This is a genomic window from Hydrogenovibrio marinus, from assembly GCF_013340845.1.
In the GTDB taxonomy this organism is placed as follows: domain Bacteria; phylum Pseudomonadota; class Gammaproteobacteria; order Thiomicrospirales; family Thiomicrospiraceae; genus Hydrogenovibrio; species Hydrogenovibrio marinus.
This window is the reverse complement of the sequence record NZ_AP020335.1, coordinates 2,412,497-2,436,880: the sequence shown is the minus strand read 5'-3', so window position 1 is coordinate 2,436,880 and position 24,384 is coordinate 2,412,497. Positions and strand designations below refer to the sequence as shown.

The following is a 24,384-nucleotide window of genomic DNA, read 5'->3' as shown; positions in this document are numbered from 1 at the left end:
ATTATGGCAGTCTCAATGCAAGTCGATATTGTAAGTGCAGAAGGATCCCTTTTCTCCGGTAAGGCGGAAATGGTTTTCGCACAGGCTGCCAATGGTGAGGTCGGTATTATGCCTCACCATACCCAGTTTTTAAGTCCGTTAAAGCCTGGACAAGTTCGTGTTGTTAGCGGTGATGAAGAAGATTTCTTTTACATCAGCGGTGGCATTATCGAAATACAGCCTTCAGTTGTTACTATTTTGGCAGACACGGCCATTCGTGCTGAAGATCTTGACCAAGTTGCGGCTGAAGATGCAAAACGTAGAGCTGAAGAAGCGATGGACAAAGCAAAATCCGATACGGATATTGCTCGTGCTCAAGTGGAATTGGCAGAAGCGGTTGCGCAAATTCAGACTATCAGCAAATTGCGTGATCGTCTGCATAAAACTGGGTTGGCATAATTGTTAATCTAAGTGAAAAAAGCGCCTTTTGGCGCTTTTTTTATACCTGTTAAAATCTCTTTCATAGCATTCTGTATAATAGGCTCATTTAATTAAGAAATTCTCCTATACAGGAAAGTCTATGCCGTTAAAAGTTATTATTCTTGCTGCTGGCAAAGGCACAAGAATGCGCTCAAAACTCCCCAAAGTTCTTCAACCATTAGCAAGCAAGCCGTTACTGGATCATGTCGTTGCCACTTCAGAAAAGCTTAGAGCCGACAACATATTGGCTGTGATCGGTCATGGCGCAGATCAAGTAAAAGAAACCATTCAATCAGTGCACTTGAACTTTGTTTTGCAACCACAACAGCTAGGAACAGGTCATGCCGTACAGCAAGCAGTAGATCATTTTCAGGATGAAGACGATGTATTGGTTTTATATGGTGATGTCCCGCTCACAAGAAAAGAAACTTTAGAAGGTTTGTTAGGACAGTTGAATGACAAGGCCCCCTTAGCTTTGCTGACGACAAATCTAGAAGATGCGACTGGATACGGACGTATTGTTCGTAATGAACGCCAACAGGTAACCGAGATTGTTGAAGAAAAAGATGCCTCAAACGAACAGAAGCATATCAAAGAAATCAACACCGGCATCATGGCGGCAAAAGGAAAGTGGCTTAAACAATGGCTTTCAAACCTTTCAAATGACAATGCTCAGGGCGAATATTATTTAACGGATATTATTGCTATGTGCGTGTCGGATGGTTTTCATGTTGAAACAGCACAGCCTGCTAGCTTGATGGAAGTGCTAGGTGTTAACAACAAACAACAATTACAGGATTTGGAGCGTCAATATCAACGTGCATTGGCTGCTGATTTGATGGAACAAGGCGTGACGCTGATTGATGCTGAACGGATTGATGTTCGCGGAGAATTGGTTGTTGGGCAAGATGTTGAAATTGATGTTAATGTCGTTTTTGAAGGTAAGGTCAGCCTGGGTAGTGGCGTAAAAATTGGCGCTAATTGTATTATTAAGGATTGTGCGGTATCCGATGGCGTAAAGATTGAAGCATTTTCTCATTTAGACAGTGCTGAGATCGGTGCAGACTGTGTGATTGGACCTTATGCACGTATTCGACCAGGGACTGTCTTGGCGGAAAAAGTGAAGATTGGCAATTTTGTTGAGACCAAAAAAGCGGTTATTGGTTACGGTTCAAAGGTCAATCACTTGAGTTATGTTGGCGATACGTTGATGGGGCAGAACTGTAATATCGGTGCAGGAACCATTACCTGCAACTACGATGGGGTTAACAAGCATTTGACTAAAATTGGAGACAACGTATTTGTGGGCTCTGATACACAACTGGTTGCCCCTGTTGAAATTGAGAGTGATGCGACTATCGGAGCAGGTTCAACCATCACAAAAACCGCACCATCTGGAGAACTAACGCTTTCACGATCAAAGCAATTAACCATTAAAGGTTGGCAGAAGCCAATCAAAAAAGAGAAGTCATAAAATCTGCCAGGTTGGGGTAGCTGAACGACAAAGGGAGCAGTAATGATTTATCGAGAGATCCTTCCGTCTCAAGCGGATTTGTTTCAAAGCATCATGAAGGACAATCAGTGGGAAATGGTTTCCCAAGATGGTGGTCAAAGTGAGTTTATCGGTTGGGCATATATCATGCATTGGCGATGTACTGTTGAAGGTGAAGAAAAGGCTGCAGAGGTTTGGCTTCATTTCTCTGAAAACCAAGGTGTTCAGGCATCGCACTTAGAAATGAATCCACAGGCAAAACCTTTGATAGATGCACTATTGTCTGAGTGGTAACAATGCACTTATTGTCTAAGAAAACCTGGCTGATTTTTATACAGTTGACGAGACTGGATCGACCTATTGGTACTTATCTTGTTCTTTGGCCAGCATTGTGGGCACTTGTGCTTGCGGCAGACCACTTACCTTCCATTGGCCTTGTCATTATTTTTACTCTTGGCGCATTTGCAATGCGATCGGCCGGATGCATTATCAATGACTATGCGGATCGCCATTTTGATGGTCATGTGGAGCGAACCTGCAACCGTCCATTGGCGGCGGGACTGATTACTGAAAAACAGGCGTTAGGTTTTTTTGTTACCCTGTGTTTACTCAGTTTAGGGCTAGTGCTACTACTGAATAAATTGACAATTATCCTGTCGATTGGCGCACTGATTCTGGCTATGCTCTATCCTTTCATGAAGCGTCATACCTACTGGCCTCAAGCCTTTTTAGGTGCAGCATTTGCCTGGGCGATTCCAATGGCTTTTGCGGCGGTACAAAATGACGTTCCTTGGCAAAGTTGGATTGTTTTCCTAACCATTATGATCTGGGCACTGATTTATGATACTGCCTATGCGATAGGCGATAAGGAAGATGATTTAAAGATTGGCATTCGCTCTACTGCCATCCTGTTTGGTGAACATGTTCGTTTCTGGATTGGCTTCTTCCAGTTGATTATGTTTGGTTTGCTGATTTGGATTGGTGAGCTATTTGATCTGGCTGGGGGTTATCATGCAGCTTTGTTGGTAGTGTTTGGGTTATTCATGTACCATCAGCGTTTATTGGCTCGAAACGATCCTAAAGCGGCGTTTGATGCTTTTTTAAACAATCATTGGGTTGGGCTGGTGCTACTTTTAGGCACAGTGTTCGATAAGTGGTAAGCAAAAGCCTTTGGCTACTGTAGGGTACCAATTTCAGGCGCTTGATGAATGAAACTGTCAAATTGCCAGTCAGCTTTGGCGACGGATTGTTGAATGATCGTTAGAAGCGCTTTGACAAAAGATGGTTGGTAACTGAGCGCGATGCCGGATCCTTCTTCTGGTTCGAGAGCCAATTGAGGCGCATCAGTATCAAACCCTTTGAAAGTAATCTTGCTTAAAAGGATTGGCGTTTCGCCTAGTGGAAAATCGGCAACTTCAGGTGGTTCATATGGCTGATTAAATTGGCTGTCATCAAGGGGTACTGGCTGAACTACCTCAGTTTGCGCGTTTTCACTAAAAAGGGTTTCGCCTGTTTGTGGATGCTGACCTTGTAGCGCAGGTAGCAGTAATTTTAAATAACGGCGAGTCAACCATGCATGGAATACCTGTTGATCATCAGTGTGAATCTTAAGCAGGATTCTGTCTTCTATCGGGAGATAATGCGCTTGTATTTGTTTAATTTGATTGGACATAGTTAAGGTGTTTGTTTTTGTTAGAAGCATTATAACCTTTTTCAGCATTTGTCTGATATGGTCGCCTTCTTGTTTGGCGTATACTGATACTCGAGACAGCAGTGAGCAACCGGCATCCATTTCCTCAAATCAGCAAAATAATACAGCAGCCCCTTCTTCAGATACCGTCACCAAAAAGGCCTCCTCCCAATCGGATAATAAACAATACCTATTTGAGGGTACTTCTAGCCCATTGATGAACTCGACATTTAATTACTTAGACAAGATTCAGGGCTGGTTGGGTGGTTACGTCGAGGATTTGGGAGAATCTGCTGATGCATTCTTTGGTTCGGATGAAGATTTTGACCGAACGCAAGGTAGTCGTTTGGATATCATGACGCCCCTGACATTCCATGCCAATGGAAAAGTCGATACAAGGGTGAAGTTTCGTGCAAAAGTCGCGTTGCCAAGAACCAACAAGCGCTGGAATATGATTGTGCAGTCAGCGGAGAATTCTATTCAGGATTATTCAAATTCCAGTTCTGATGCGAATATTTCGGGCACTACCTCAGCATCGGCAACCGCTAATAATGATACGGCAACAGCAGTTGGATTGCGTTATATGTTGGAAGTAAAAGACTATACGTCATCGTTTATTGGCTTTGGTTGGAACTTCAGAGGGATCTCTCCCGACCCTTATGCACGTATCAAGGGAACCTATAAATGGCAATTGAGCGATAAAATCTATAGCCGGATGGTGCAAGACCTGTTCTGGGAAAGTTATGATGGGGTTGGACTGACGTCTAAACAAACCTTTGACTATCAATTTAACCAAGAGAATTTATTTCGTTCCGAAACGCAGGGAACTTGGTGGGATAAAGAGCAATTCTATGAATTGCATCAGACATTTTATTTCTATCAGACGATGAATGTGCACCGAGCAGTGGCCTATCATGTTGGGTGGGACTGGGATACCAAAAGTGTTGGACCTCACTTAACGTCATACCATGTTGGGTTCAATTGGCGAGAACGCATTTATAAAAAATGGTTATTCTTTGAGATTCAACCACGGGTGGATTTTAGTCAGGATACGGATTTCCGCCAAGCTGACCCAAATATTACCTTTATGCTAGAAGCGCAGTTTTATGATAGAAAGTTTGAGAAGTAAAAAAGCCTGCTACCAATGGAGATAGAAGTAGCAGGAAAGGGTTAAGAGACAAGCATTAAAAATAAAAGTTAGAAAACAACTCTTAGCTCTAGTCCAATACGATTGTCTAGAGAATCCAAGATTTGATGCACAGGTGCTGCTGATGGTGCGCCAGGAGCTTTAATATCACGAATCTCGTAGTTCGCAATTAATGTCGTTTTCTTGTTTAGGAAGTACTGGGCACCGACTGTAGTTGTCGTGAACTGTCTTTCTTCATCGTTGTTGGTACCTGTTTTAGCGTTGGTTTTGGTTCCGCTATCCAAGTAATCATAACGAAGGTTCAACTCAAAGTTCGGCACAACACGGTATCCTAGGTCAACATAGTAACCATTGGCTGCCTGATCAGGTTGAACGCTAAAAGTTGCACCATCAGATGGTAGTCCAGCGCCCTTGGTTCCGCCGTAAATCATACCTTCGGCTGTAATATATTCAGCTGCTAAACGATATTTTCCGTCGAAATAAGTTGTACCAAGACCCGAACGAGTACGATTTTTTTCCGTACTGTCGATAGTGCGCTTACCATTTTGTGACCAAGCATAAAACTTCAAGCCATGTCTGCGAGGACCTTTAGAGTTGCCAAAGACCTTTTCGGTAGAAAGATATAGATAAGTATCTTTGCCTTTGTTGTTGTCAACTCTTGCCAAGCCATTGCCGTTACCAATCATCACGGCATAACTGGTGTCCCAGCCTTTTAGGTTGAAGCTGTCGAAGACTTCAACGCCTGTATCACGGAAGGCACCAACAGGGCCGTTGCGCTGAGTATCGGCAGTTGAAGTGTCAAAAAAACGTTCAAGTAATAGTCGATCAACCACATTTGTAAAGTTGATGTAATTGTAGACGCCAATCGCTTGCATGGCTTTTTCAGAGCCAGGTGTTTTGAATAAACCAACACGAATGCGTGCACCAGGAATATGATTGATGGTGACACTGGCATCAGTCAGCTGACCTTGAGAAGCATTTTTACCTGTGGTAATCCCGTTGTTACCGAATTCAGCTAATAGGAAATAGTTGATTTTAGGATCTAGTGGAAAGTTGTTTCCTCTCACCCCAATACGAGCACGCTTAACGTTAAAACTACTAGATGAAGACAGTTGTGGTGCAATTTGGTTGAAGGCAGCAGATTTCCCTTTGTAAGGTCCAGCTTTTAATTTGGTGTCATCAGTTTGTTGGTATTGCAATTGGACAAAGCCCCAAACTTTTGCACGAGGTGCCTGGTTGGTTGGCTCTGTTCCTTGTAGCATCAACCAATTGGAAGCATGAGCTGTTGTCGAAGCTGTTGCTGCAAGTAGAGCGAGTGGAAGTACTTTTTTCATAAATTGTGTTTTCATAAGTATCATCTCTTTTTAAATTTACTTTTTCTGAGATAAAGTTCTCCTGATGTTGCTACAAACAGAGCAACACATTAGTGACGATATCTTGCAATGAGTTAAGGTCTTAGGTAGGCATAGCCTTGTTGTTGTAAGCGAACAAGCTCAGCAACTCCGCTTGGGACAACATCTTTTGAATCCACATCGTAAAGGTCTTTTTTATAGTCCACAGCCTTGCCTTTAAGCGTGTTGGCACAAACATCAAATTGCACGCCTTGCATTTTTAAAGCGTCAATTTTTTGCTGCATTTCAGATGTCGCGTTTGCGGTACGAAATTTTGGATGTGTCTTTAAGGCTTTAGGAAGTAGCAGTAAAGATAATCCATTTCCGTGTAGAACCACTTTGACAGTAATGTGATCCGCGCCAACGGCATTGATGTTGTTTTGAATGTTATGCAAAACAGTTGCTTGGTGCTTTGGGTCATCATAGTTAATGTGATAAACCACTTTCTGATCACCATAACGGTCGTTTGCAGAAGTTTGTCCTGACATTGCTAGGCCGGCAATCAGTAATCCAAACATCAATTTAAAAAATTTCATTTTGTTGAACATTGCTTGCTCCTAAGATTAAATTATTTTTTTTATGGTTTAAGGATTTGGTAACCAGCAGCATTCAGTTGCAGGATTCTGCCCGCGCCAGCCGGAACCATCTGTACGCCTTGAATGATTTCTGGGGTATAACCAAGCTTTTTCGCGAAGTTATTCAGTGTGTTTTGACATGCACTGAAACGAACGCCTGCACTCATCATTGATTTGATGCGAGATGTGTTTACATTGCCCTTCATCATTAAACGTAAGCCTGGACCAAAAGCGACTACTTCGATATCAACATTCTCAGGGCCGTAATATTTCATTAGGTTGCCAGCAACATTGAGAACCAAAGTTTGCTTAAAAGGGTCGGTGTCACTGATTTGCAATACCACTTTGTGGGCGGCAAAGGTATCAGGTAGCGGGGCTTCTTGTTCAGCAGCCATCGCCAGCGGCGAGAGTAGCAAGCTGAATAGCCAGCCCAAAATAAACGAACGTGTTAAAAATTTCATCACCACAATTTCCTTCTAGTTGAATTTAAAACTTTGAGTACTCATGGCAATAACGGGCGGGGAGAGCCGTTTATTCCACTTTGTTCCACTGCAATTTTCTATGGATAAATCAGCGTCATTTATTTAAGAAAATCATTATTTTCTTATATTTGAAATATCGCTTGTACTCGGATTTTTTTTTGCCTAAGATGGAAAAAGGAAATTTTTAAAGATATCAAAATGATAAGAACTTGGATAAAGCAAAAAAGTAATCAAACCAAGCTGCATGCGGTTTTGGAGTCGCATTATGCGAACCTGTACCGTATAGCTTTTGCTTGGTGTCAGGATGGTTCGCTTGCTCAGGATTTGGTGCAGGACACCATGTTAAAGTCTTTACAAAAAGCAGAAACCATTACCAGCTTTGAGAACATTGATCGATGGTTATGCAAAGTGATGCATAATCTGTTTTATGATAATTGCCGCCATAATTCACGTTGGCAGCAAGTCAATGTTGATGACTTTTCGGAAGAGTTACAGTCTGAATCCATTGAGGCGCTGTATATCAAAAAACAGACCATCCAAAATATTCATGATGCGATAGGGTGTCTACCTGTCGATCAAAGAGAAATTATTATTCTGGTTGACCTGCAAGGCTACAGTTATCAGGAAGTGGCAGAGGTCATGGAAATACCAGTGGGAACCGTTATGAGTAGGCTTTCCAGAGCACGTGACAAGCTGAAAAAACTGGTAACAAGTGAGAAATATATTCCGCATTATCATCATAATGTGGTGAGTCTTAAGAAGAGTAAATAGACATGAACGCGCTTGATAAATTTACTGTTCAAAATCTGCATGCCTATATTGATGGAGATCTTTCTTCAAAAGAAAAAAATGCATTTGAAAAGGCGATGCGTTTAGATGATGAATTAAAAGAAGAAGTCTGTGAACTGAGAAAGATTAAACAGCAGATTTTGGAGCATTACCAAAAAGTTGAAATTCCACCTATGCCAGAACTTGATGTTCAATCTTCAAAAGGCTGGGGTTCACGCTGGGCAGTTGCTGCTTCGCTGACCTTGGCATTTGGTTTGGGATTTGTCGTGTCTCATCAGACAGGACAGCTTCAGGATGCGAATGCGGCGTCGAATTTCGTGGCGGATAACTTTGCGCCTAAAAAAGTTATTTTACATATTGATTCAGATAAGCCTGCTCGTGTACAAGCCTTGCTACAAACCGCAAATGAATTATTGGAAAAAACAGCTACAACGACTTCAAAGCCCCAGGTTGAAATCGTCGCAAATGACCATGGAATCGACTTGTTCGATCAGAAAAACAAAAATCGAGCTGAAATTATCGAGATGCTGAAAAAATATGACAACCTTAAGTTGCTTGCCTGTAAGCGCGCTTTAGAACGTCGTGCTGATTCAGGGCATCCAGTTAAGCTGATTTCAAATGTTGAGTCAGACCGTACCGCAGTTGACGAAATCGTCGATAAAATGCAGCACGGATGGAGCTACCATAAGTTTTAATCAAATAGCGGTAAGCTGTTGGGTAAAAACACCTCAGTTAATAAAAGCGAATTCCCTTTTTTAGAGAATTCGCAACGTCTCGAAGCTAATCTATTCCCTTTTTTCGAACTAAAAACGGCCTTGGTATCAAGGTAAGGCCATATTTTTCGTTGGTTTTGGCATTCGAATTCTGAACGGGAATAATGGTTTTTGATATCCTTTGCGAACAAAACATGCCCTAATGGCGTATGCCCCAATGTCTTTAGTGAAAACCATGGGTTGCCCGGCTGAAAGTTGGGAATGATTGTTCTGGCATAAACCAGCGGTAAGTCGCCACAGGTAAGCGTCACTATTCTGATCCACGCCTTTTCTCCAGCTACCATTTTTAAACGTTGTTGCTCGTCTGGTAGTGGATATTCCAATTTTTCCGACAAGATTGTGACCGACAGTTCAGGACACTTTTGTCTTAACTTTGCAGTTAGAGAAGATGGATCAAACAGCCAGTCTTCCAAGTTTCTGGTTAGCAACATCCTGTGTTTTAATGGTTTTGCAAACCACTTAGGGCTGAGGGTTTTAGAAGAGTATGTCATAAACTCTAGGCTCTCTGGTAGGCCAGCCGTTCGCCATGCCAGCGGGTTTGTAAGACGGTGATTTGTTCATTGGTTGCACCATCTAAAAAAGTTTCCGCCAAATGCTTTGCGGTGGCAATCCAGTCTTGGTCGCGTTTTAAATCTGCAATGCGGAATTGTATGCCACCCGTTTGTCTTGTTCCCAAAATTTCTCCTGGTCCACGAAGCCTTAAATCTTCTTCTGCAATTCTAAAGCCGTCATTGGTCTCTCTCATAATATTTAAGCGGGCTTTGCCTGTTTCGCTCAATGGTGGTTGGTAGAGTAATACACAATGGCTTTGCTTGGAACCACGCCCCACACGTCCTCGAAGCTGATGTAGCTGCGCTAATCCAAGGCGCTCAGCATTTTCGATAATCATCAGGCTGGCATTCGGCACATTAACCCCAACTTCAATGACTGTGGTGGCGACCAATAGATCAATCTCATGTTGTTGGAATGCATTCATTACTGTCGCTTTTTCTTCACCTTTTAGTCGGCCATGAATCAGTCCAACTTTTAAATCCGGCCAATTGTCTTTGAATTGCTGCGCGGTCACTTCCGCAGCCTGTGCATGCAATAATTCAGACTCTTCAATTAGAGGGCACACCCAATAGGCCTGCACGCCTTGTTGGCATTGAGCCACCAAATGTTCCATCACTTCAAAGCGTTTTGCATTACTGAGCACAGCAGTTTCAATTGGTTTTCTCCCCGGCGGTAATTCGTCAATAATGGATAAATCAAGGTCGCCATAAGCGGTCATGGCAAGTGTTCTGGGGATAGGCGTAGCGGTCATAATCAGTTGATGAGGATGACTTTCATTGTCTGAAGACGCATTACCTGTTTTGCCCTTTTCATGAAGTGCAAGCCGTTGATGAACACCGAAGCGGTGCTGTTCATCAATAATCACCAAGCCCAAGCGATTAAATTCAACACTTTCTTGAAACAGTGCATGCGTTCCGATAATGGCTTGCGCCGTTCCAGAAGACACTTTTTCAAGCATCAGTCTTTTTTCTGCGGATCTCATTCTGCCATTCAACCAAGCGATGTCAATGCCGAGTGGAATTAGCCATTCCATGAAATGATTGCGGTGTTGTTCTGCCAGAATTTCAGTAGGTGCCATGATAGCGACCTGATAGCCAGCTTCGGCCGCTTGAATGGCGGCAAGTGCGGCGATGACGGTTTTACCAGAACCAACGTCTCCTTGAACAAGACGCTGCATTGGGTGTGGCAATGCCAGATCCTGTTGAATTTCATTCAGAACACGTTGCTGTGCTTGAGTGAGTTCAAAAGGGAGGTCGTCTAGCAGCGCTTGGCTTTTTTTACCCACCGCAAAAACAGGCGCATCATATTTTTTTTCCGATTGACGCATCAGCAACAGGCTCATTTGCGAGGTCATGAGTTCTTCTAAAATCAGGCGCTTTTGGGAAGGATGTTCAAATTGTTTGATTTGAAAAAGATCATCTTCCGGTTGTGGCTGGTGCAAAGTCAGCAGTGCTTGATTGATGGCGGGGAGTTGGAGCGAGTCCAACAATTCATTAGGAATGCCTTCGTCTAATGGATATTGTTTCAAAAGAGCAACAGCTTGCTTCATCAACTTTAGTAAAGAGGGTTGCCCTAGCCCTTCTGTCGTCGGGTAAATGGGGGTTAGCGTATCTTCCAAGGCAGGCGGTTTGTCTGCGCTAAAGAGTTCGTAAGTTGGGTGAACCATTTCCAAACCAGTTGGCCCAGAACGAACTTCACCATAAGCTCGAAGGATCTGTCCTCGTTTAAATTGTTGCGCCTGACGGTAATGAAAGTGAAAGAAACGGCAGGTAAGCAGATTGCCTTCGGTATCCACAATTTTGACCAGTAAACTGGTGTTGCGACTCTGAGTAAGGTGCTGGCTGATGATTTCGCCTTCTACAAGCGCTTCTTGACCAACGAAGAGGTTGGATAAAGGTGTTAGTTTGGTTTTATCTTGGTAGCGTAGCGGAAGATGAAACAGTAAGTCCTGAACTGTGTGAAGCCCGAGCCGATGGAGTTTTTCGAGTTGTTTTTCACCAACACCTTTTAAGGATGTCAGGGTTTGTTCAGCAAGCATAGGATTTTCTTTAATTAGGACATTGGCATTCTACCAAACTTAGGCGTAGAGAACCTAGCAGGCAGAGGAGTGATTAACCCAATCTGGCAGATTTTACGATTGTTTTGGTGGTTTGAAATCAAGCTGCTGAACCTGGTAGCCTTTGCGCTTGAGTTGTTCCAGCAAGCCATGTTTACCGACAAGGTGGAGTGTGCCGACTAGGATGAATTCTGTGGGAGGCGTGTGAATCATGTATTCGATTTTGGGCAACCAGTTTTGATTACGCTCAACAATGATAGAGTTGTAGATGGATGGAAAGCCCGTTTCAAAAGGTTTGAGTACGGTGCGGTCAAACCCTGCAACATCACCAGCACGCCAAAACTGCTTCATTGAACTCATGATTTGACCAAGGTGGGTATTTTCTTCGAGTGTATGAAGAATCATGGCATTTTCATGACCTTCTCCCATTGAACTCATAAAGAGCAAATGTTGTTTGGGCGTTTCCAGCGCCAAAATCGGTTTTTGGTGTTGAATCGCTTTTTCAAGAAAGTATTTGTCAACGCCGGTACCCGCTAACCCTAATCGTTTCATTTCAAGCAGGGTGAGGTTCATGGACATCAAACTTGCTCGATAATTGCGGATTTTATTGATATCGACGCCGTAGTTTTTAAGCTGCGATGTCAGTTTTTTGTATACCGAGGGAGAAAGATGTTGCTGTAGCGTTTCGCCATAGGGATAGCGCATTTGCATCAATAAGTGCTGTTGAAAGCTTGGCGTTTGAGTTTGGCGTAGGTCGACTTCGAAAACCAATGCTTTTGCGCTGTGGTAAGCGAACTCATATTCCTTGGGAAGTGGATAATCCGATTTAGCGAGTAAGTGAATGGCCCCGCCTAAGTAAATCACGCGGTTGTCTTTTGAGACTTTCCATACAAAAGCTTTTGCCCAAACACTATTGGCGGTGCCGAGTAGGCACGCCAACAGTAGCCATTTGATAAAGAGATGGTTAATTCTGGGCAGGAAGCTCACGAAGTGCTCGCTACCGTTTAGTAGGCGCTCAAGTACATGACGCCGTCCATTTCGACATCCGTACCTTTTGGAAGCTCTTTAACGCCAACGGCAGCACGTGCCGGATAAGGTTGCTCAAAATACTGTGCCATGATTTCATTGACCGTCGCGAAGTGGCTTAAATCCGTTAAGAAGATATTGAGTTTGACGATGTCTTGCAAGGTGCCCCCAGCGGCTTCACAAACAGCACTTAGATTTTTGAAAACCTGATGAATGCGTTCTGAAATATCCCCTTCTTTGAGTTCCATGGTTTCTGGAATCAGTGCAATTTGCCCGGATAGATAAACAGTAGAACCGGTACGAACTGCTTGAGAATAGGTGCCGATAGCCTGAGGTGCTTGATCGGTTGCAATAACTTCTTTCATGAAATGTCCTTTATCAATCGTCACACCACTGGTTTGAGTGGTATTTATAAGGTATTCATTCTAGCGAAAATCTGCCAGGTTGGGTAGTGCGACCTTCTTTGGGTTTAATCTCTGGTTGTATTAATCGGTGTCATGTAGCCACTGAAGGGCGACATCTTTGTCTTCAAAAAATTTGGCTTCTCCGCCAATAAACCAAGAGCCGATTTTAGCCGCCCATTCCTGCCATTTCTTGTTGCCATAGATGGCGATCTTTTCAAAAGACTTGCCATGCGTCATGCCCAGATTGAAATCATCCCAAGCGGCGTGCAACTCCCAGCCTCGCAACTCGGTCGCGTCAACAAAAAGATTGATTTTCGGCTGTTCTATGCCTTCAATAGCATGATTCAGCATCGGAGTGATAAGTTGATAATCTTCGTGAGTCAGTTTTCCTTTGGCAGTCAAGGTCATGAAAAACTGATTGTCGATTCTGGCAATGCCGACTGAAAGTCCGTGAATTTCTGTTGTCATCATGGTCTCCTTTGAACAAAGTTCCGGTGGTGATAAAACAGGAGGTTTTATTATAGAAGACAGCAGTTTTTAGCTTCAAGCCAATAAAAATGAATGAAAAATGACGTTTTGAATACGGAAGAGTTAAATTCGATGAATCTTTTCGACGATTGGCAGGCGTTTTAATTTACGCATGATATCAGCCAAATGCTTACGCGTGCGGACGCGAATGACGATATTCATCAAGCTGTAGGTTTCGTCTTTATCCTCGGAGCGCACGCGGTCGATATCGGTTTTCATTTCAGCGATCTTGCTGGCAACGGTCGCCAAGGCGCCGCGTCCGTTCAGTACTTCAATCTGTAATTCAACATTGAATGTTTGGGTGATGTTTTCTTCCCAATGAACGTCAAGCCACTTCTCTGGATGGTTTTTGAAGTTTTTGACGTTAGGGCACTCTTGGCGGTGAATCACCAGCCCTTTTTCGGCGCTGATAAAGCCAAGAATGTCGTCTCCTGGAATCGGGTGACAACAGTTGGCGTAATTGACGACCATCCCTTCTGTTCCGGAAATAACCAATGGCATTGCCGGATCGATTTTCCCTTGATAGTGGAAGATCGAGTCTTCGGTACCCAGTAACAGGTCATGGATTTGTTTGGCAACCAGATTAGCCAGTCGTTGCCCTAAACCGATTTCTTCCAACAGATGATCCCAACTATTGAGCTTAAGCTCTTCGACTACTTTTTGTTGAATTTCTTCTGTTAGCTCTTGATAAGACATATTGAAGCTGCGTATGGCTTTTGTCAGTAAGCGTTTTCCAAGGCTCGCGGCAGACTCTGTTTGCTGCGTTTTGAGGAAGTGGCGAATTTGAGAGCGTGCTTTCGCCGTGGTGACAAAATGCAGCCATGCAGGGTTAGGTTGTTGTTCTTGGCTTCTCAAGATTTCAACGGTTTGCCCGCTTTCTAAGTGAGTTCTCAAAGGTACCAGTTTTTTATCGACACGACAGCCGACAGTCGAGTGTCCGACGCTGGTATGCACGGCGTAAGCAAAGTCAACGGCAGTAGAGCCAGCAGGTAGTGTGACGATCTCGCCTTTTGGTGTAAATACATAGATGACATTCGGGAATAGGTCGATTTTCACGTTTTCCAAGAAATCGAGAGAGTTCCCCGCGCTTTGCTGGATTTCCAACAGGTTTTTCACCCATTCCTGTGCTCGGATTTCTACGGCGTTTAGGCGATGGTTCGTGGCTTGACCTTCTTCAGTTTGATCGTTTTTGTAAATCCAGTGGGCGGCAATGCCATGCTCAGAGACTTCGTGCATTTCCTTGGTACGAATCTGAACTTCGATATAGGCGCCGTAAGGCCCAAACAGCACCGTGTGCAATGACTGATATCCATTAGATTTTGGAATGGCGATATAGTCTTTGAAACGACCCGGGAAAGGCTTATAAAGCGAGTGGACACTACCCAGTACACGGTAGCATTCGTCTACGCTGTTCACCACTACGCGGAAAGCGAAAATATCCAAAATTTCATCAAAGCTAAGATTTTTATATTTCATCTTTTTGTACAGGCTGTACAAATGCTTTTCACGCCCGACGACCTGTGCAGGAATCTTATCGTCAACAAGACGGTTGGTGATAGCTTCACTAATCTGGTTAACAACTTCATTTCGGTTGCCTCGCGCTTTCTTCACTGCACGTTCCAGTACCGAGTAGCGGTTTGGATACATGGCCTTAAAGCCCAAGTCTTCCAGTTCAATACGGAAGGCGTTAATCCCCAATCTGGCAGCAATTGGCGCAAAAATTTCCAGAGTTTCTCGGGCGATACGTCGTTGCTTTTCCGGGCGCATGACGCCAAGGGTTCGCATGTTGTGCAGGCGATCAGCGAGTTTGATCAGAATGACGCGTATGTCTCGCGACATCGCAAGAATCATTTTCCGGAAGTTTTCGGCTTGTGCTTCCTGAGGGTTGTCGAATTCGAGCTTTCCGAGTTTGGTCACACCATCGACAATTTCGGCAACATTATGACCGAATCTTTGTTCAATATCGTCTTTGGTAAAGGGAGTGTCTTCTACAACATCGTGAAGAATTGCTGCGATGAGACTTTCGCAATCAAGTTGGATTTCGGCAAGAATTTCAGCAACCGCGACTGGATGCCAGATGTAATCCCCGCCGGACTTTCGAGTTTGCCCTTGATGGGCTTCAGCTCCAAATTCAAACGCTGCTTGAATTTGCTTTACTTGCCTTTTGCTAAGGTAAAGCGACGCCTTTTCTAGTAAACCATCGATGCTGGTTGGTGTTGGCATTGGAGAGAGCTGAAGAGGTCCGATTAACCGAAGTAAGGAGGGGTATCTGGATCAGACATAACCACATCTTTGTCAATGGTGTTTTCCGCTAGTTCGCGAAGTGCCATGACGGTAGGCTTGTCTTTATCCCACTCTAAAGTCGGTTCTGCACCGTTAGAAAGTTGACGAGCGCGTTTTGCACCCAAGATAACCAATTCAAAACGATTTTCAACTTGGTCTAAGCAGTCTTCTACTGTTACACGAGCCATTTTGTTGCCTTTATTCTGTGCCTGATGGAATTCTTTAACCGCAAATTTTTGCGTAAACTATTATTTTAACGAATTTGAAGAGAATTGTATATGTGATAACGACACAAGTCGTGACTTTTATGGTTTATTTTATTCTTTTGCCGGGTGCAAAGAAAGTTTTGGTGCCAGAATTTGCAAATAATCTTCCAATACATGTGTTTGATCTTGTAGCGCTTGTTTGGCAGCATCGCCCATTTTTTTACGCTCGTTATCCGCATCAATGATTCTATTAATTTCGGAAAATAGGGCGTCATAGTCTGGGCATTGCAGCAACGCATTATGTTTCCTGAGTAGTTCGGATTCTGCTTCAAAATCAGACATGTCTGGCCCGGTCAAAATAGGCACACCGCAGGCAGCTGGCTCCAATACATTGTGTCCGCCTTTGGGAACAAAAGCGCCGCCCATCACTACCAATTTAGCATGGCAGTAAAAAGGGGTAAGCGCGCCAATGCGGTCATCAATGTAAACCAAAGTCGTTGCATGAATATTTTCACCCAAACTGTGGACACTGATTTGGTTTCTGTTCAGAGGCAATGAGTTGACTATTTGAATTGCTCTTTTCGGGTGCCTTGGCACGATAACTAATAATTCGGGTCTTTGTAGTGCTAACCAGCGTTGGGTGATTTCAGCTTCTTCATTATCGTGACTGGAAGCCAATAAAACATAAGGTCGGTCAACTGGACACTCTGTTTTTACCGTTTTGGCAATGGCTGCAAATTTAAGGTTACCAACGACTCGAATGGCTTTTTCCGGTGCATGCAACTGTTGAAAATGCTTGGCTTCTTGATCGTTTCTCACCAATAAATGCGTTACCAGTGACAGGGTTTTCTCGTATGACTGTTTTAGCCATTCAGGACTGTTGAGAGTTTTTTTGGATAAGCGGGCATTCAATATGCTGATTTCAATACCATTTTTATGTGCAAGGCGATAAAGGTTTGGCCAGATTTCTGTCTCAATCACCCAAAGTTTTTCGGGCGCATAAGTTCTGAGAAAACGTCGAATTGCATAAGGGTAATCTAGTGGACAATAAGCGTAGGAAACGTTTTGCTTGAACAGGGTCTGAATGAGTGCATAGCCCGTTGGTGTGTTTGTGGTTAGCAGAATCTCTGCTTCTGGTTGTAAGCTGCGAATTAAAGGTTCCGCTGCTTTGACTTCTCCTACCGAGGCGCAATGAATCCAAATGGACGATGAGCGGTGTTCTGGTTTTTTGTAGCCGAAGCCTAAGCGTTGAAGAAAGAAAATCCATCCGCCATGTTTCTTGATGGCGTCTGAAATAATGAGGAACAGTGCCAATGGGCTTAGCAAGCGAATCAGTAATTGATAAATCAGCATAATCAGCCCATTGGGTTTTGGAGGGTTAGTGTCCTGCGTTCAGCAAGGCTTCCATGATTTCAATGTCACCAGGAACATCCACTTCTGGAGAATCCCAAAGGCTTTCCACCACTTTGATTTTGTGGCCAAACTCTAATGCGCGCAGTTGTTCCAGCTTCTCAATGTTTTCCAAGCGCCCCATTGGCAGCTGGTTAAAAGCATCTACAAAACGCTTGGTATAGGCATAGACCCCCAAATGTTTAAAGGAATCATGATCCCAATAATCTCTACCATGAGGAATGGTTGCGCGTGAGAAATAAAGTGCAAAACCGTTCACATCTGTGACGAGCTTAACGTCTTTAGGGCTAGTGATTTCCGCTTCATTGACGATTTTGAAAGACAGGGTAGACATTTCAAAGCTGCCATCATAGTTGCTGTCCATGAATGGTGAGATAACCGCTTCAATCGACTCCGAGTGCACCAGTGGTTGGTCACCCTGCACATTCACAATCAAATCATCTGGTTGAAGCTGTAGCTGTGCTGCTGCCTGAGCAATGCGGTCTGTTCCTGATTCCGCTTCCGGAGGGGTCATAATGACTTTGCCGCCGAAATCTTCTACGGCTGCTTTGATGCGGTCATCATCGGTTGCGACATAAACCGCTTCAATGCCTTGTGCCTTGGAAATGCGCTCGAAGACATGCTGAATCATCGGATTGCCGTTGATCAGTTTGAGTGGTTTGCCTGGTAAACGGGAAGAACCATAACGTGCTGGGATAAATACATAGGTTTTCATATTGAGTTCTTTTATTGAAAAGTTTTAATTTTTAACACATTCGTTTAGAAGCTTGGCAAGGTAGGCCTAAAGGAGTTGAGTTAATCTCAATGGCTAAAGGCCTAACAAAGCTAAGTAGGAAACGAGTAAGTTAAATTTACATTTTCTCGTAAAGACCGCGTAACAACTCTGGTGTTACTTTCTCTTTCCAGCTCGGGCCGTAAACGTTATCCCAAAGAGGCGCCATGCCTGAACAAACTTGAATCATCTTGTTCATCTGTTCATCGGTCAGGTTTGCACAAACATTCGTCGGTAGATCGATATTGTGTTTTTCCATCATTTTGCGGAAAGTAGCGACGCCTTCTGGGTAGAAATCATCCAAAACGTTAAATGCTATACAGTTACCAATACCATGGTGGTAGCCTAGTACATAAGATAGACCGTATGAAAGTGCATGACACGCACCTACTTGGCTGTAAGCGATAGATTGTCCGCCCATGTATGATGCCATCATCAATTTTTCTTCAGATTCAGGGTGATCTTCTAGGAAGACTTCATGACAAAGTTGGCTTGATTGATCGCCAAATGCGCGCGCAAATTCATTGATATAAGTACCGTTTAAGGCTTCTACGTTATGAATGTAGCAATCCATACCTGTGTAGAACCATTGGTTCTTTTCAACGCCTGCAACCAAGTCTGGATCCATGATGATTTGGTCGAAAACGGTATAGTCCGAGTTCATACCCAGTTTCTTTTCAGGGCCAGTCAGTACTGTTGTACGAGACGCTTCGGCACCCGTTCCGGAGATAGTCGGAATACCAACATGGTGAACCGCTGGATTTTTGATTAGGTCCCAACCTTGATAGAGTGCTGCACCACCTGGGTTTGTCAACAATAGCGCAACGGCTTTAGCGATATCCATTGAAGAACCACCACCAAGGCCGATAATGCTTACCGGATCATTACCATCATTGTGTTCACGGCAGTAAGCTTGCACTTGCTCTGTCAGAGCATCTACATAAGTTGTTTTTGGCTCGTCAGTAACGTCCAACCAAATCAACATGTCTTGATCATGTTTAGGGATACGTTGACCTAAAGGTCTGTCTTTATGAATTTCATCAACTAAAAAGACCACTAGATCTTTGGATGACTTACGCTGTTCAGCCAGCACTTCGTCCAACTGGTCAAATGCGCCACGACCGAAAATCATTCTAGGAACGGTCTTAAAGTTGCGATGTTTCATGTGTGTTATCCCTTACGTTTTAGTACGTTTTAAGTTGTAGATGGTTTGGGGGTAATTCAAAAATCAAAGTTTAACGAAAAATCTTAGCAAATGCCGCGATGCGCTCATTAATTTGCGCTTCTGTCCAAGATAGATTGATTAGCATGGACAAGGTTCTGCTCATAATGGCATCCGATTTTGGTGTTTGCACTTTGCTGTAATCTGGGCGATCGGCAATCAAGTCGATAGGCAGTTTAGCCGGCCCTTTCATTTGGTGAATATGATGCCAGTTTTTCAGATAATGCCAGTTGTTCGCATACCAGTAGAATACGCCAGGAATACCTTGTTCTGCCAGTGCTTTAGCGACTTCTTGTGTACGTTCTTCTGTCGGTAGCATAAAGCTTAGGAACCCTGCGTTGTCACCGGATTCATCTGGAATAACGCGGAAAGAAATCTCTGGGTAACTCGATAGCGCATCTTTCAAAGCTTTTTTGTTACGGCGTTGGGTATCTAAAATACGATCCAATTTTTTCCATTGCGCAACACCGACAGCAGCATTCATTTCCGAAATGCGATAGTTGCTTCCCATAATCGGGTGGGTTTCAGCACCGCGATCCATGCCAATATGATCATGCCCGTGATCAGAATATTGGTGAGCGAAATCATAGATTTTGCTGTCATTGGTTAGGATTGCGCCACCTTCACCGCAAGAAATGGTCTTAACCGAGTCGAAAGATAAGGCACCAACCTGACCGATCGTCCCGAGAGCTTGACCTTTGTAAGTTGCGCCGGTTGCTTGGCAAGCATCTTCCAATAGGATGATGTTGTGTTGATCACAAATCGCTTTGATTTCATCCATTTTACCCATCGAACCACACATGTGGACGAAGTTGATGGCTTTGATGTCAGGATGTGTTTTCAATGTTTCTTGAATGCCTTCAGGAGACAGTGTTAACGTTTCGTCAATTTCCGAAAAAATAGGAATTGCGCCAGCCAGTACGATGGCTTCTACGGAAGCAACAAATGTAAATGGAGGTACGATGACTTTATCACCTGCGCCGATACCTGCAGACGCTAGAGCGGTTGATAGTGCTGTTGTACCACTAGAAACCAAATGGGCATGCTTAACTTGCAAAGTTTCGCAAATCATCCCTTCCAGTTCTCGCGCTTTCCAAACGTCATTACGCATGCCGTCAAAGTTATAGCGAAAGGTGAAGCCTTTCTCCATGACTTCTTGAACTTGTTGTTTTTCACTGTCGTCAAAAATTTCAAAACCAGGCATTTATATGTCCTTTTCTGGAGAGCTGTTTTCCAGCAATTCGTTAATCATATTTCGGTGTTTTTGGTGCTGAATATGGCGGCGAAGGCGGTTTGCCAAAAAGATGCTGTGCAATTCCGCTAAAGCCGTTTCAAAATGGTTGTTAATCACAACATAATCAAATTCGTTGAAATGTGACATTTCATTCACCGCTTTTGCCATGCGGGATGCAATCACTTCCTCACTGTCAGTTCCTCGGCCTTTTAGACGTTTGTTTAGCTCTGACATACTCGGGGGCAAGATGAAAATGCTGATGGCATCCGGAAAAAGTGATTTGACTTGTTGCGCGCCCTGCCAGTCGATTTCTAGGATGACATCTTTGCCATCGGATAACTTGGATTCGACGATGGATTTTGAAGTACCGTAAAAGTTATCGAATACTTCAGCATATTCAAGAAAGTCATTTTGAGCAATTTTCTGTTTGAAAGCGTCAACGGTCACAAAAAAATAGTTTACACCATCTTCTTCACCCGGGCGTGGTTGGCGAGTGGTGGTCGATACGGAAACCTGAATATGCTGGTCGCGTTCCAGAAGTTTGCTGACAAGAGAAGATTTCCCTGCGCCAGAGGGTGCGGAAATGATATATAGCGAGCCTGTCATGTCTTGTTGTGTTTCCAGTTTTTTAACTAAAGTCTCCCATTTCACTGAAATGTGAGGGAATCTTTGTATGTAATTTGGTAGTATTTTTAATTTTGTAGCAAGTTGGGCATTTTAACAGAGTTTAACCAAAATTTAACCATGCTATCTGTAACATACAGCTAAAAAAATTCCTTTCATTTTTGTGCAGTTTGTCGGATTAACGCTTGGTCGGTTGGTAAAAGTGCACTCCATATAATTTTTAAACAAAATTTTAAGTCGTTTCCAGTAGTGGGCTAAAATAACACCATGCATAAAGAAAGTATTTTTTTGGTCGGTCCGATGGGGGTTGGAAAATCCACCGTTGGTCGTTTTTTGTCGGAAAAACTGCACTATGATTTTGTGGACAGCGATCACGAAATAGAGGCAAAAACCGGCGCAACTATTCCGATGATTTTCGACATTGAAGGTGAGGAAGGCTTTCGTGTCCGCGAAGCGAATGTTATTGATGAACTGACGCAGCGCACGGAGACGGTCTTGGCAACAGGTGGCGGGGCAGTGTTAGATCCTGAAAACCGAAGACATTTACGCTCAAGGGGCTTTGTTGTTTATCTCAAATCTTCAGTGGATGCGTTGGTGCAACGTACCAAGCATGATCGCAATCGCCCTCTGCTACAAACGGATAATCCTGAGCAGGTATTGACGGATCTCATGGAAAAGCGCGATCCTCTGTATATGGAAGTTGCGGATTTGGTGATTGAAACCGAGCAAATTCCTGTGCATAGAGTGGTTAAACAAATCGTCGAAAAACTGGAAGAAGAGAACTTGGCATAACTAAGCCAAAGGCCATCGGACCAAATACACTTGCCAGCTAAAAGTTTTAAAGAATTGAGGACAGACTATTGAAAACGCTAAATGTCGATTTAGGAGAAAGAAGTTACCCGATTTTTATCGGACAGCAACTGATTAATGACCCTGAGTTGATTCGCCCTTACGTTCAGGGAACCCAAGTGCTTATTGTCACCAATACGACAGTGGCGCCACTTTATTTAGAACAGGTGGAGAAAACCTTTTCGGATTATGAAGTTCGCGTTGCGGTACTTCCGGACGGTGAAGAGTACAAAAGCCTAGAAGTCCTGAACAAGATTTTTGATGTGGCGCTTGCCAACCGTTTTGATCGAAAGTGTACTTTTGTGGCGCTGGGCGGCGGTGTGGTTGGTGATATGACAGGTTTTGCAGCAGCAGCCTATCAGCGAGGTGTTAATTTCATCCAGATTCCGACGACGCTATTGTCTCAAGTTGACTCTTCAGTCGGCGGAAAAACAGGTGTAAACCATCCGTTTGGTAAAAACATGATTGGTGCCTTTCATCAACCGGAATGTGTTGTGATTGATACCGATGTATTGAGTACTTTGGAAGATCGAGAGCTATCAGCAGGTTTGGCAGAGGTTATCAAGTATGGTTTGATTTCAGATTATCCATTCTTCGAGTGGCTTGAACAGTATATGGATGAATTGCTTGCTCGTGATCCTGTCGCTTTAACTGAAGCGATTGAAAGATCCTGTCAAAATAAGGCGAAAATCGTTGCGTTGGATGAAAAAGAGTCTGGATTGCGTGCTTTGTTTAATCTTGGTCATACCTTTGGTCATGCGATTGAAGCGGGAATGGGTTACGGTAAATGGTTGCACGGTGAAGGTGTTAGTGCTGGTTCCATGCAAGCCATTTACTTGTCCAAATTGATGGGGAATATTTCCCAAGCTGACTTCGATAGAATCGAAAAAATCTTTAAACATGCCAAGCTCCCAACGCTACCGCCAAGTGTTAATGAAATGTCTAACCAACGTTTCTTGGACTTGATGGCGGGTGATAAAAAGGTACAGGCCGGTCACATTCGTTTAGTGTTACTAAAGCGAATTGGAGAAGCCTACGTTACGGGTGATTACTCTCAGTCGATGTTGGAGCAAACCCTGACCGAGTGGCGATAGTTTCAGTCATAATTCCGTTGCCCGCTTTGTCGGCACACCCAGTAAGGAAACAGCATGATAGACGCACTTGCCCAACAGTTTGATGCCGAAGGCGTCTCCTTTTCAATGCAAGATCATCTGATGATGATTGAGATTGATAATCCTTTTGCAACCGCGAAAATCACTACCCATGGTGCCAGCTTGTTGAGTTATGTACCAAAGCAAGGCGCTTCTGCAGGAAAGGACTTGATTTGGGTGTCAGAGTCAGCGGTCTATGATGGCAAAAAACCTGTCAGAGGCGGTGTCCCGATTTGTTGGCCTTGGTTTGGTAAATCTGATGAAGAGGGTTTGCCAGCTCATGGTTTTGTGCGCAATCGTGTGTGGCATTTGGAGAAAGTCCATACCTACGAAAGTGGCGTAACGGAAATTCTATTGGTTTGTGATTCAGATGCAGATTCTCATGCGCTTTGGCCGCATGCCTTTCATTTATCCTTACGGATTGAGATTGGCGAGAAGTTATCCATGGCACTCACCACTCATAATTTGAATTGTTACGATTTGAGTATCACCGAAGCCTTGCATACCTATTTTACCGTTGCTAACCCTCAAGGCATCAAGATTGAAGGATTAGAGGGTTCCACGTTACTTGATAAATTGACCTATGCAGACGCCGTTCAACAGCAAGGCGTGGTTGTGGTTGAACCACCTATGGATAATGTCTATTTGAACCAGTCGGGGAAAGTCAGTTTTGAGGATGTGGGGTTGAATCGTCGCATTGTTATAGAGAAAGATAGTAGCCTATCAAGTGTAGTTTGGAACCCCGGTCCTGAAGGCGTGAAAGCGTTTGGGGATATGAGTGATGATGCCTGGCAAACGATGCTGTGCGTTGAGTCAGGTAATGTACTCGACAATGCGGTTTTGATTCCAAGCGAATCTAAGCATACCTTAACCATGATATTGTCAGCTGAAAGTTTATAGATTGGTTTTTGAGGGAGTATTTGATGGCGAATAAAACCGAAAAACCCCAGTGGTTAATCAATATGTTGTCGATCTTGACGGCGATGTGCGGGCTGATTGCATTTGTGCTGTTTTTACCAGCATTGTTTGTGGTGTTCGGGTTGAATGAAGTTAAGCCTGGCGCGACAGAGTTCAATGCGGCGATTACTTGGGGTGTGCCTCTAGTGATATTTGCCAACTTGTTGTCGTTATTGGTGTTGAAGGGTAGTACGAGTGCTATGCGCGGCATGGTGCAAAAGCTCGGTTTTCTCTTAACCTTGATAGCGGATGCCTGTATTGTTTTGATCATTGTGATGCGATTTATCTAACGCATCATCAAGTGTTTAAAAT

27 protein-coding genes are annotated in these 24,384 nt (G+C 43.7%); 11 read left to right on the top strand and 16 right to left on the bottom strand.

Translation table 11 applies throughout. The features are described from left to right. Positions 1-3: 3 nt before the first annotated feature. The 4 genes from HVMH_RS11525 (at position 4) to ubiA (ending at position 3,111) form a co-directional block, all read left to right on the top strand. On the top strand, positions 4-438 hold the full coding sequence (locus HVMH_RS11525; protein ID WP_029911677.1) for a F0F1 ATP synthase subunit epsilon: 435 nt from the start codon (positions 4-6) through the stop codon (positions 436-438). A 121-nt stretch (positions 439-559) separates the two neighbouring features. Next, a complete protein-coding gene (gene glmU, locus HVMH_RS11520) occupies positions 560-1,933 on the top strand; it encodes a bifunctional UDP-N-acetylglucosamine diphosphorylase/glucosamine-1-phosphate N-acetyltransferase GlmU (protein ID WP_029911680.1) in 1,374 nt (457 codons plus the stop codon). Between the two features lie 42 nt (positions 1,934-1,975). Next, positions 1,976-2,245 carry a hypothetical protein gene (locus tag HVMH_RS11515; protein WP_029911684.1) on the top strand — a complete coding sequence of 90 codons (270 nt, stop codon included), beginning with the start codon at positions 1,976-1,978 and terminating at the stop codon, positions 2,243-2,245. 2 nt (positions 2,246-2,247) lie between these two features. Then, positions 2,248-3,111, top strand: coding sequence for a 4-hydroxybenzoate octaprenyltransferase (gene ubiA / locus HVMH_RS11510; RefSeq protein WP_029911686.1), 864 nt, complete (start codon positions 2,248-2,250; stop codon positions 3,109-3,111). 14 nt (positions 3,112-3,125) lie between these two features. Here the strand turns inward: ubiA and HVMH_RS11505 are convergent, their stop codons facing one another. Then, positions 3,126-3,623 (bottom strand): hypothetical protein, encoded by a 498-nt coding sequence (locus HVMH_RS11505; RefSeq protein WP_155837680.1) that lies wholly within the window; start codon positions 3,621-3,623, stop codon positions 3,126-3,128. Positions 3,624-3,696: 73 nt separating this feature from the next. Between HVMH_RS11505 and HVMH_RS11500 the strand changes: the two genes are divergently transcribed. Further along, entirely contained in the window at positions 3,697-4,770 is a 1,074-nt protein-coding gene (locus tag HVMH_RS11500) for a hypothetical protein (protein WP_155837681.1), read from the top strand. A gap of 68 nt (positions 4,771-4,838) precedes the next feature. Here the strand turns inward: HVMH_RS11500 and HVMH_RS11495 are convergent, their stop codons facing one another. The 3 genes from HVMH_RS11495 to HVMH_RS11485 form a co-directional block, all read right to left on the bottom strand. Continuing rightward, positions 4,839-6,137, bottom strand: a complete 1,299-nt coding sequence (locus HVMH_RS11495; protein WP_029911694.1) for a porin family protein — start codon at positions 6,135-6,137, stop codon at positions 4,839-4,841. Between the two features lie 98 nt (positions 6,138-6,235). After that, positions 6,236-6,715: a DsrE family protein gene (locus HVMH_RS11490; RefSeq protein ID WP_051623243.1), complete on the bottom strand. Its 480-nt coding sequence runs from the start codon at positions 6,713-6,715 to the stop codon at positions 6,236-6,238. 41 nt (positions 6,716-6,756) lie between these two features. Continuing rightward, entirely contained in the window at positions 6,757-7,215 is a 459-nt protein-coding gene (locus HVMH_RS11485) for a DsrE family protein (protein WP_051623078.1), read from the bottom strand. 219 nt (positions 7,216-7,434) lie between these two features. Here HVMH_RS11485 and HVMH_RS11480 point away from each other — a divergent pair, with 219 nt between their 5' ends. Continuing rightward, positions 7,435-8,007, top strand: coding sequence for an RNA polymerase sigma factor (locus tag HVMH_RS11480; RefSeq protein ID WP_051623079.1), 573 nt, complete (start codon positions 7,435-7,437; stop codon positions 8,005-8,007). A gap of 2 nt (positions 8,008-8,009) precedes the next feature. Next, positions 8,010-8,720: a hypothetical protein gene (locus tag HVMH_RS11475; RefSeq protein WP_029911705.1), complete on the top strand. Its 711-nt coding sequence runs from the start codon at positions 8,010-8,012 to the stop codon at positions 8,718-8,720. On the opposite strand, the gene HVMH_RS11470 is transcribed toward HVMH_RS11475, so the two are convergent. The 12 genes from HVMH_RS11470 to gmk all read right to left on the bottom strand — a co-directional run bounded on the left by HVMH_RS11470 (position 8,717) and on the right by gmk (position 21,097). Then, on the bottom strand, positions 8,717-9,289 hold the full coding sequence (locus HVMH_RS11470; RefSeq protein ID WP_081822744.1) for a chorismate--pyruvate lyase family protein: 573 nt from the start codon (positions 9,287-9,289) through the stop codon (positions 8,717-8,719). The genes HVMH_RS11475 and HVMH_RS11470 overlap by 4 nt on opposite strands. Positions 9,290-9,294: 5 nt before the next feature. After that, complete coding sequence (gene recG, locus HVMH_RS11465) at positions 9,295-11,388, bottom strand: ATP-dependent DNA helicase RecG (RefSeq protein WP_029911710.1); 2,094 nt, start codon at positions 11,386-11,388, stop codon at positions 9,295-9,297. Positions 11,389-11,481: 93 nt separating this feature from the next. Beyond that, positions 11,482-12,393, bottom strand: a complete 912-nt coding sequence (locus HVMH_RS11460) for a TraB/GumN family protein (protein WP_051623080.1) — start codon at positions 12,391-12,393, stop codon at positions 11,482-11,484. 17 nt (positions 12,394-12,410) lie between these two features. Then, positions 12,411-12,797, bottom strand: coding sequence for a RidA family protein (locus HVMH_RS11455; protein ID WP_029911724.1), 387 nt, complete (start codon positions 12,795-12,797; stop codon positions 12,411-12,413). Between the two features lie 120 nt (positions 12,798-12,917). Beyond that, positions 12,918-13,304 (bottom strand): SpoIIAA family protein, encoded by a 387-nt coding sequence (locus HVMH_RS11450; protein ID WP_029911727.1) that lies wholly within the window; start codon positions 13,302-13,304, stop codon positions 12,918-12,920. Positions 13,305-13,427: 123 nt separating this feature from the next. Further along, positions 13,428-15,587 (bottom strand): RelA/SpoT family protein, encoded by a 2,160-nt coding sequence (locus HVMH_RS11445; RefSeq protein WP_029911728.1) that lies wholly within the window; start codon positions 15,585-15,587, stop codon positions 13,428-13,430. Positions 15,588-15,610: 23 nt separating this feature from the next. Next, on the bottom strand, positions 15,611-15,835 hold the full coding sequence (rpoZ, locus tag HVMH_RS11440; RefSeq protein WP_024852100.1) for a DNA-directed RNA polymerase subunit omega: 225 nt from the start codon (positions 15,833-15,835) through the stop codon (positions 15,611-15,613). A gap of 129 nt (positions 15,836-15,964) precedes the next feature. Next, positions 15,965-17,206 carry a 3-deoxy-D-manno-octulosonic acid transferase gene (locus HVMH_RS11435; protein WP_029911731.1) on the bottom strand — a complete coding sequence of 414 codons (1,242 nt, stop codon included), beginning with the start codon at positions 17,204-17,206 and terminating at the stop codon, positions 15,965-15,967. Between the two features lie 25 nt (positions 17,207-17,231). Then, complete coding sequence (kdsB, locus tag HVMH_RS11430; protein ID WP_029911733.1) at positions 17,232-17,978, bottom strand: 3-deoxy-manno-octulosonate cytidylyltransferase; 747 nt, start codon at positions 17,976-17,978, stop codon at positions 17,232-17,234. Positions 17,979-18,114: 136 nt separating this feature from the next. Continuing rightward, positions 18,115-19,200 (bottom strand): iron-containing alcohol dehydrogenase family protein, encoded by a 1,086-nt coding sequence (locus tag HVMH_RS11425; RefSeq protein WP_029911735.1) that lies wholly within the window; start codon positions 19,198-19,200, stop codon positions 18,115-18,117. 70 nt (positions 19,201-19,270) lie between these two features. Continuing rightward, positions 19,271-20,461, bottom strand: coding sequence for a DegT/DnrJ/EryC1/StrS family aminotransferase (locus HVMH_RS11420; protein WP_029911737.1), 1,191 nt, complete (start codon positions 20,459-20,461; stop codon positions 19,271-19,273). Continuing rightward, on the bottom strand, positions 20,462-21,097 hold the full coding sequence (gene gmk / locus HVMH_RS11415) for a guanylate kinase (protein WP_029911740.1): 636 nt from the start codon (positions 21,095-21,097) through the stop codon (positions 20,462-20,464). 285 nt (positions 21,098-21,382) lie between these two features. Between gmk and aroK the strand changes: the two genes are divergently transcribed. The 4 genes from aroK to HVMH_RS11395 all read left to right on the top strand — a co-directional run bounded on the left by aroK (position 21,383) and on the right by HVMH_RS11395 (position 24,362). After that, positions 21,383-21,907 carry a shikimate kinase AroK gene (aroK, locus tag HVMH_RS11410; RefSeq protein ID WP_029911742.1) on the top strand — a complete coding sequence of 175 codons (525 nt, stop codon included), beginning with the start codon at positions 21,383-21,385 and terminating at the stop codon, positions 21,905-21,907. 68 nt (positions 21,908-21,975) lie between these two features. Beyond that, a complete protein-coding gene (aroB, locus tag HVMH_RS11405; RefSeq protein ID WP_029911752.1) occupies positions 21,976-23,058 on the top strand; it encodes a 3-dehydroquinate synthase in 1,083 nt (360 codons plus the stop codon). Between the two features lie 54 nt (positions 23,059-23,112). After that, a complete protein-coding gene (locus tag HVMH_RS11400) occupies positions 23,113-24,015 on the top strand; it encodes a D-hexose-6-phosphate mutarotase (protein ID WP_029911754.1) in 903 nt (300 codons plus the stop codon). A gap of 23 nt (positions 24,016-24,038) precedes the next feature. After that, complete coding sequence (locus tag HVMH_RS11395) at positions 24,039-24,362, top strand: hypothetical protein (RefSeq protein ID WP_029911757.1); 324 nt, start codon at positions 24,039-24,041, stop codon at positions 24,360-24,362. Positions 24,363-24,384 lie beyond the last annotated feature (22 nt).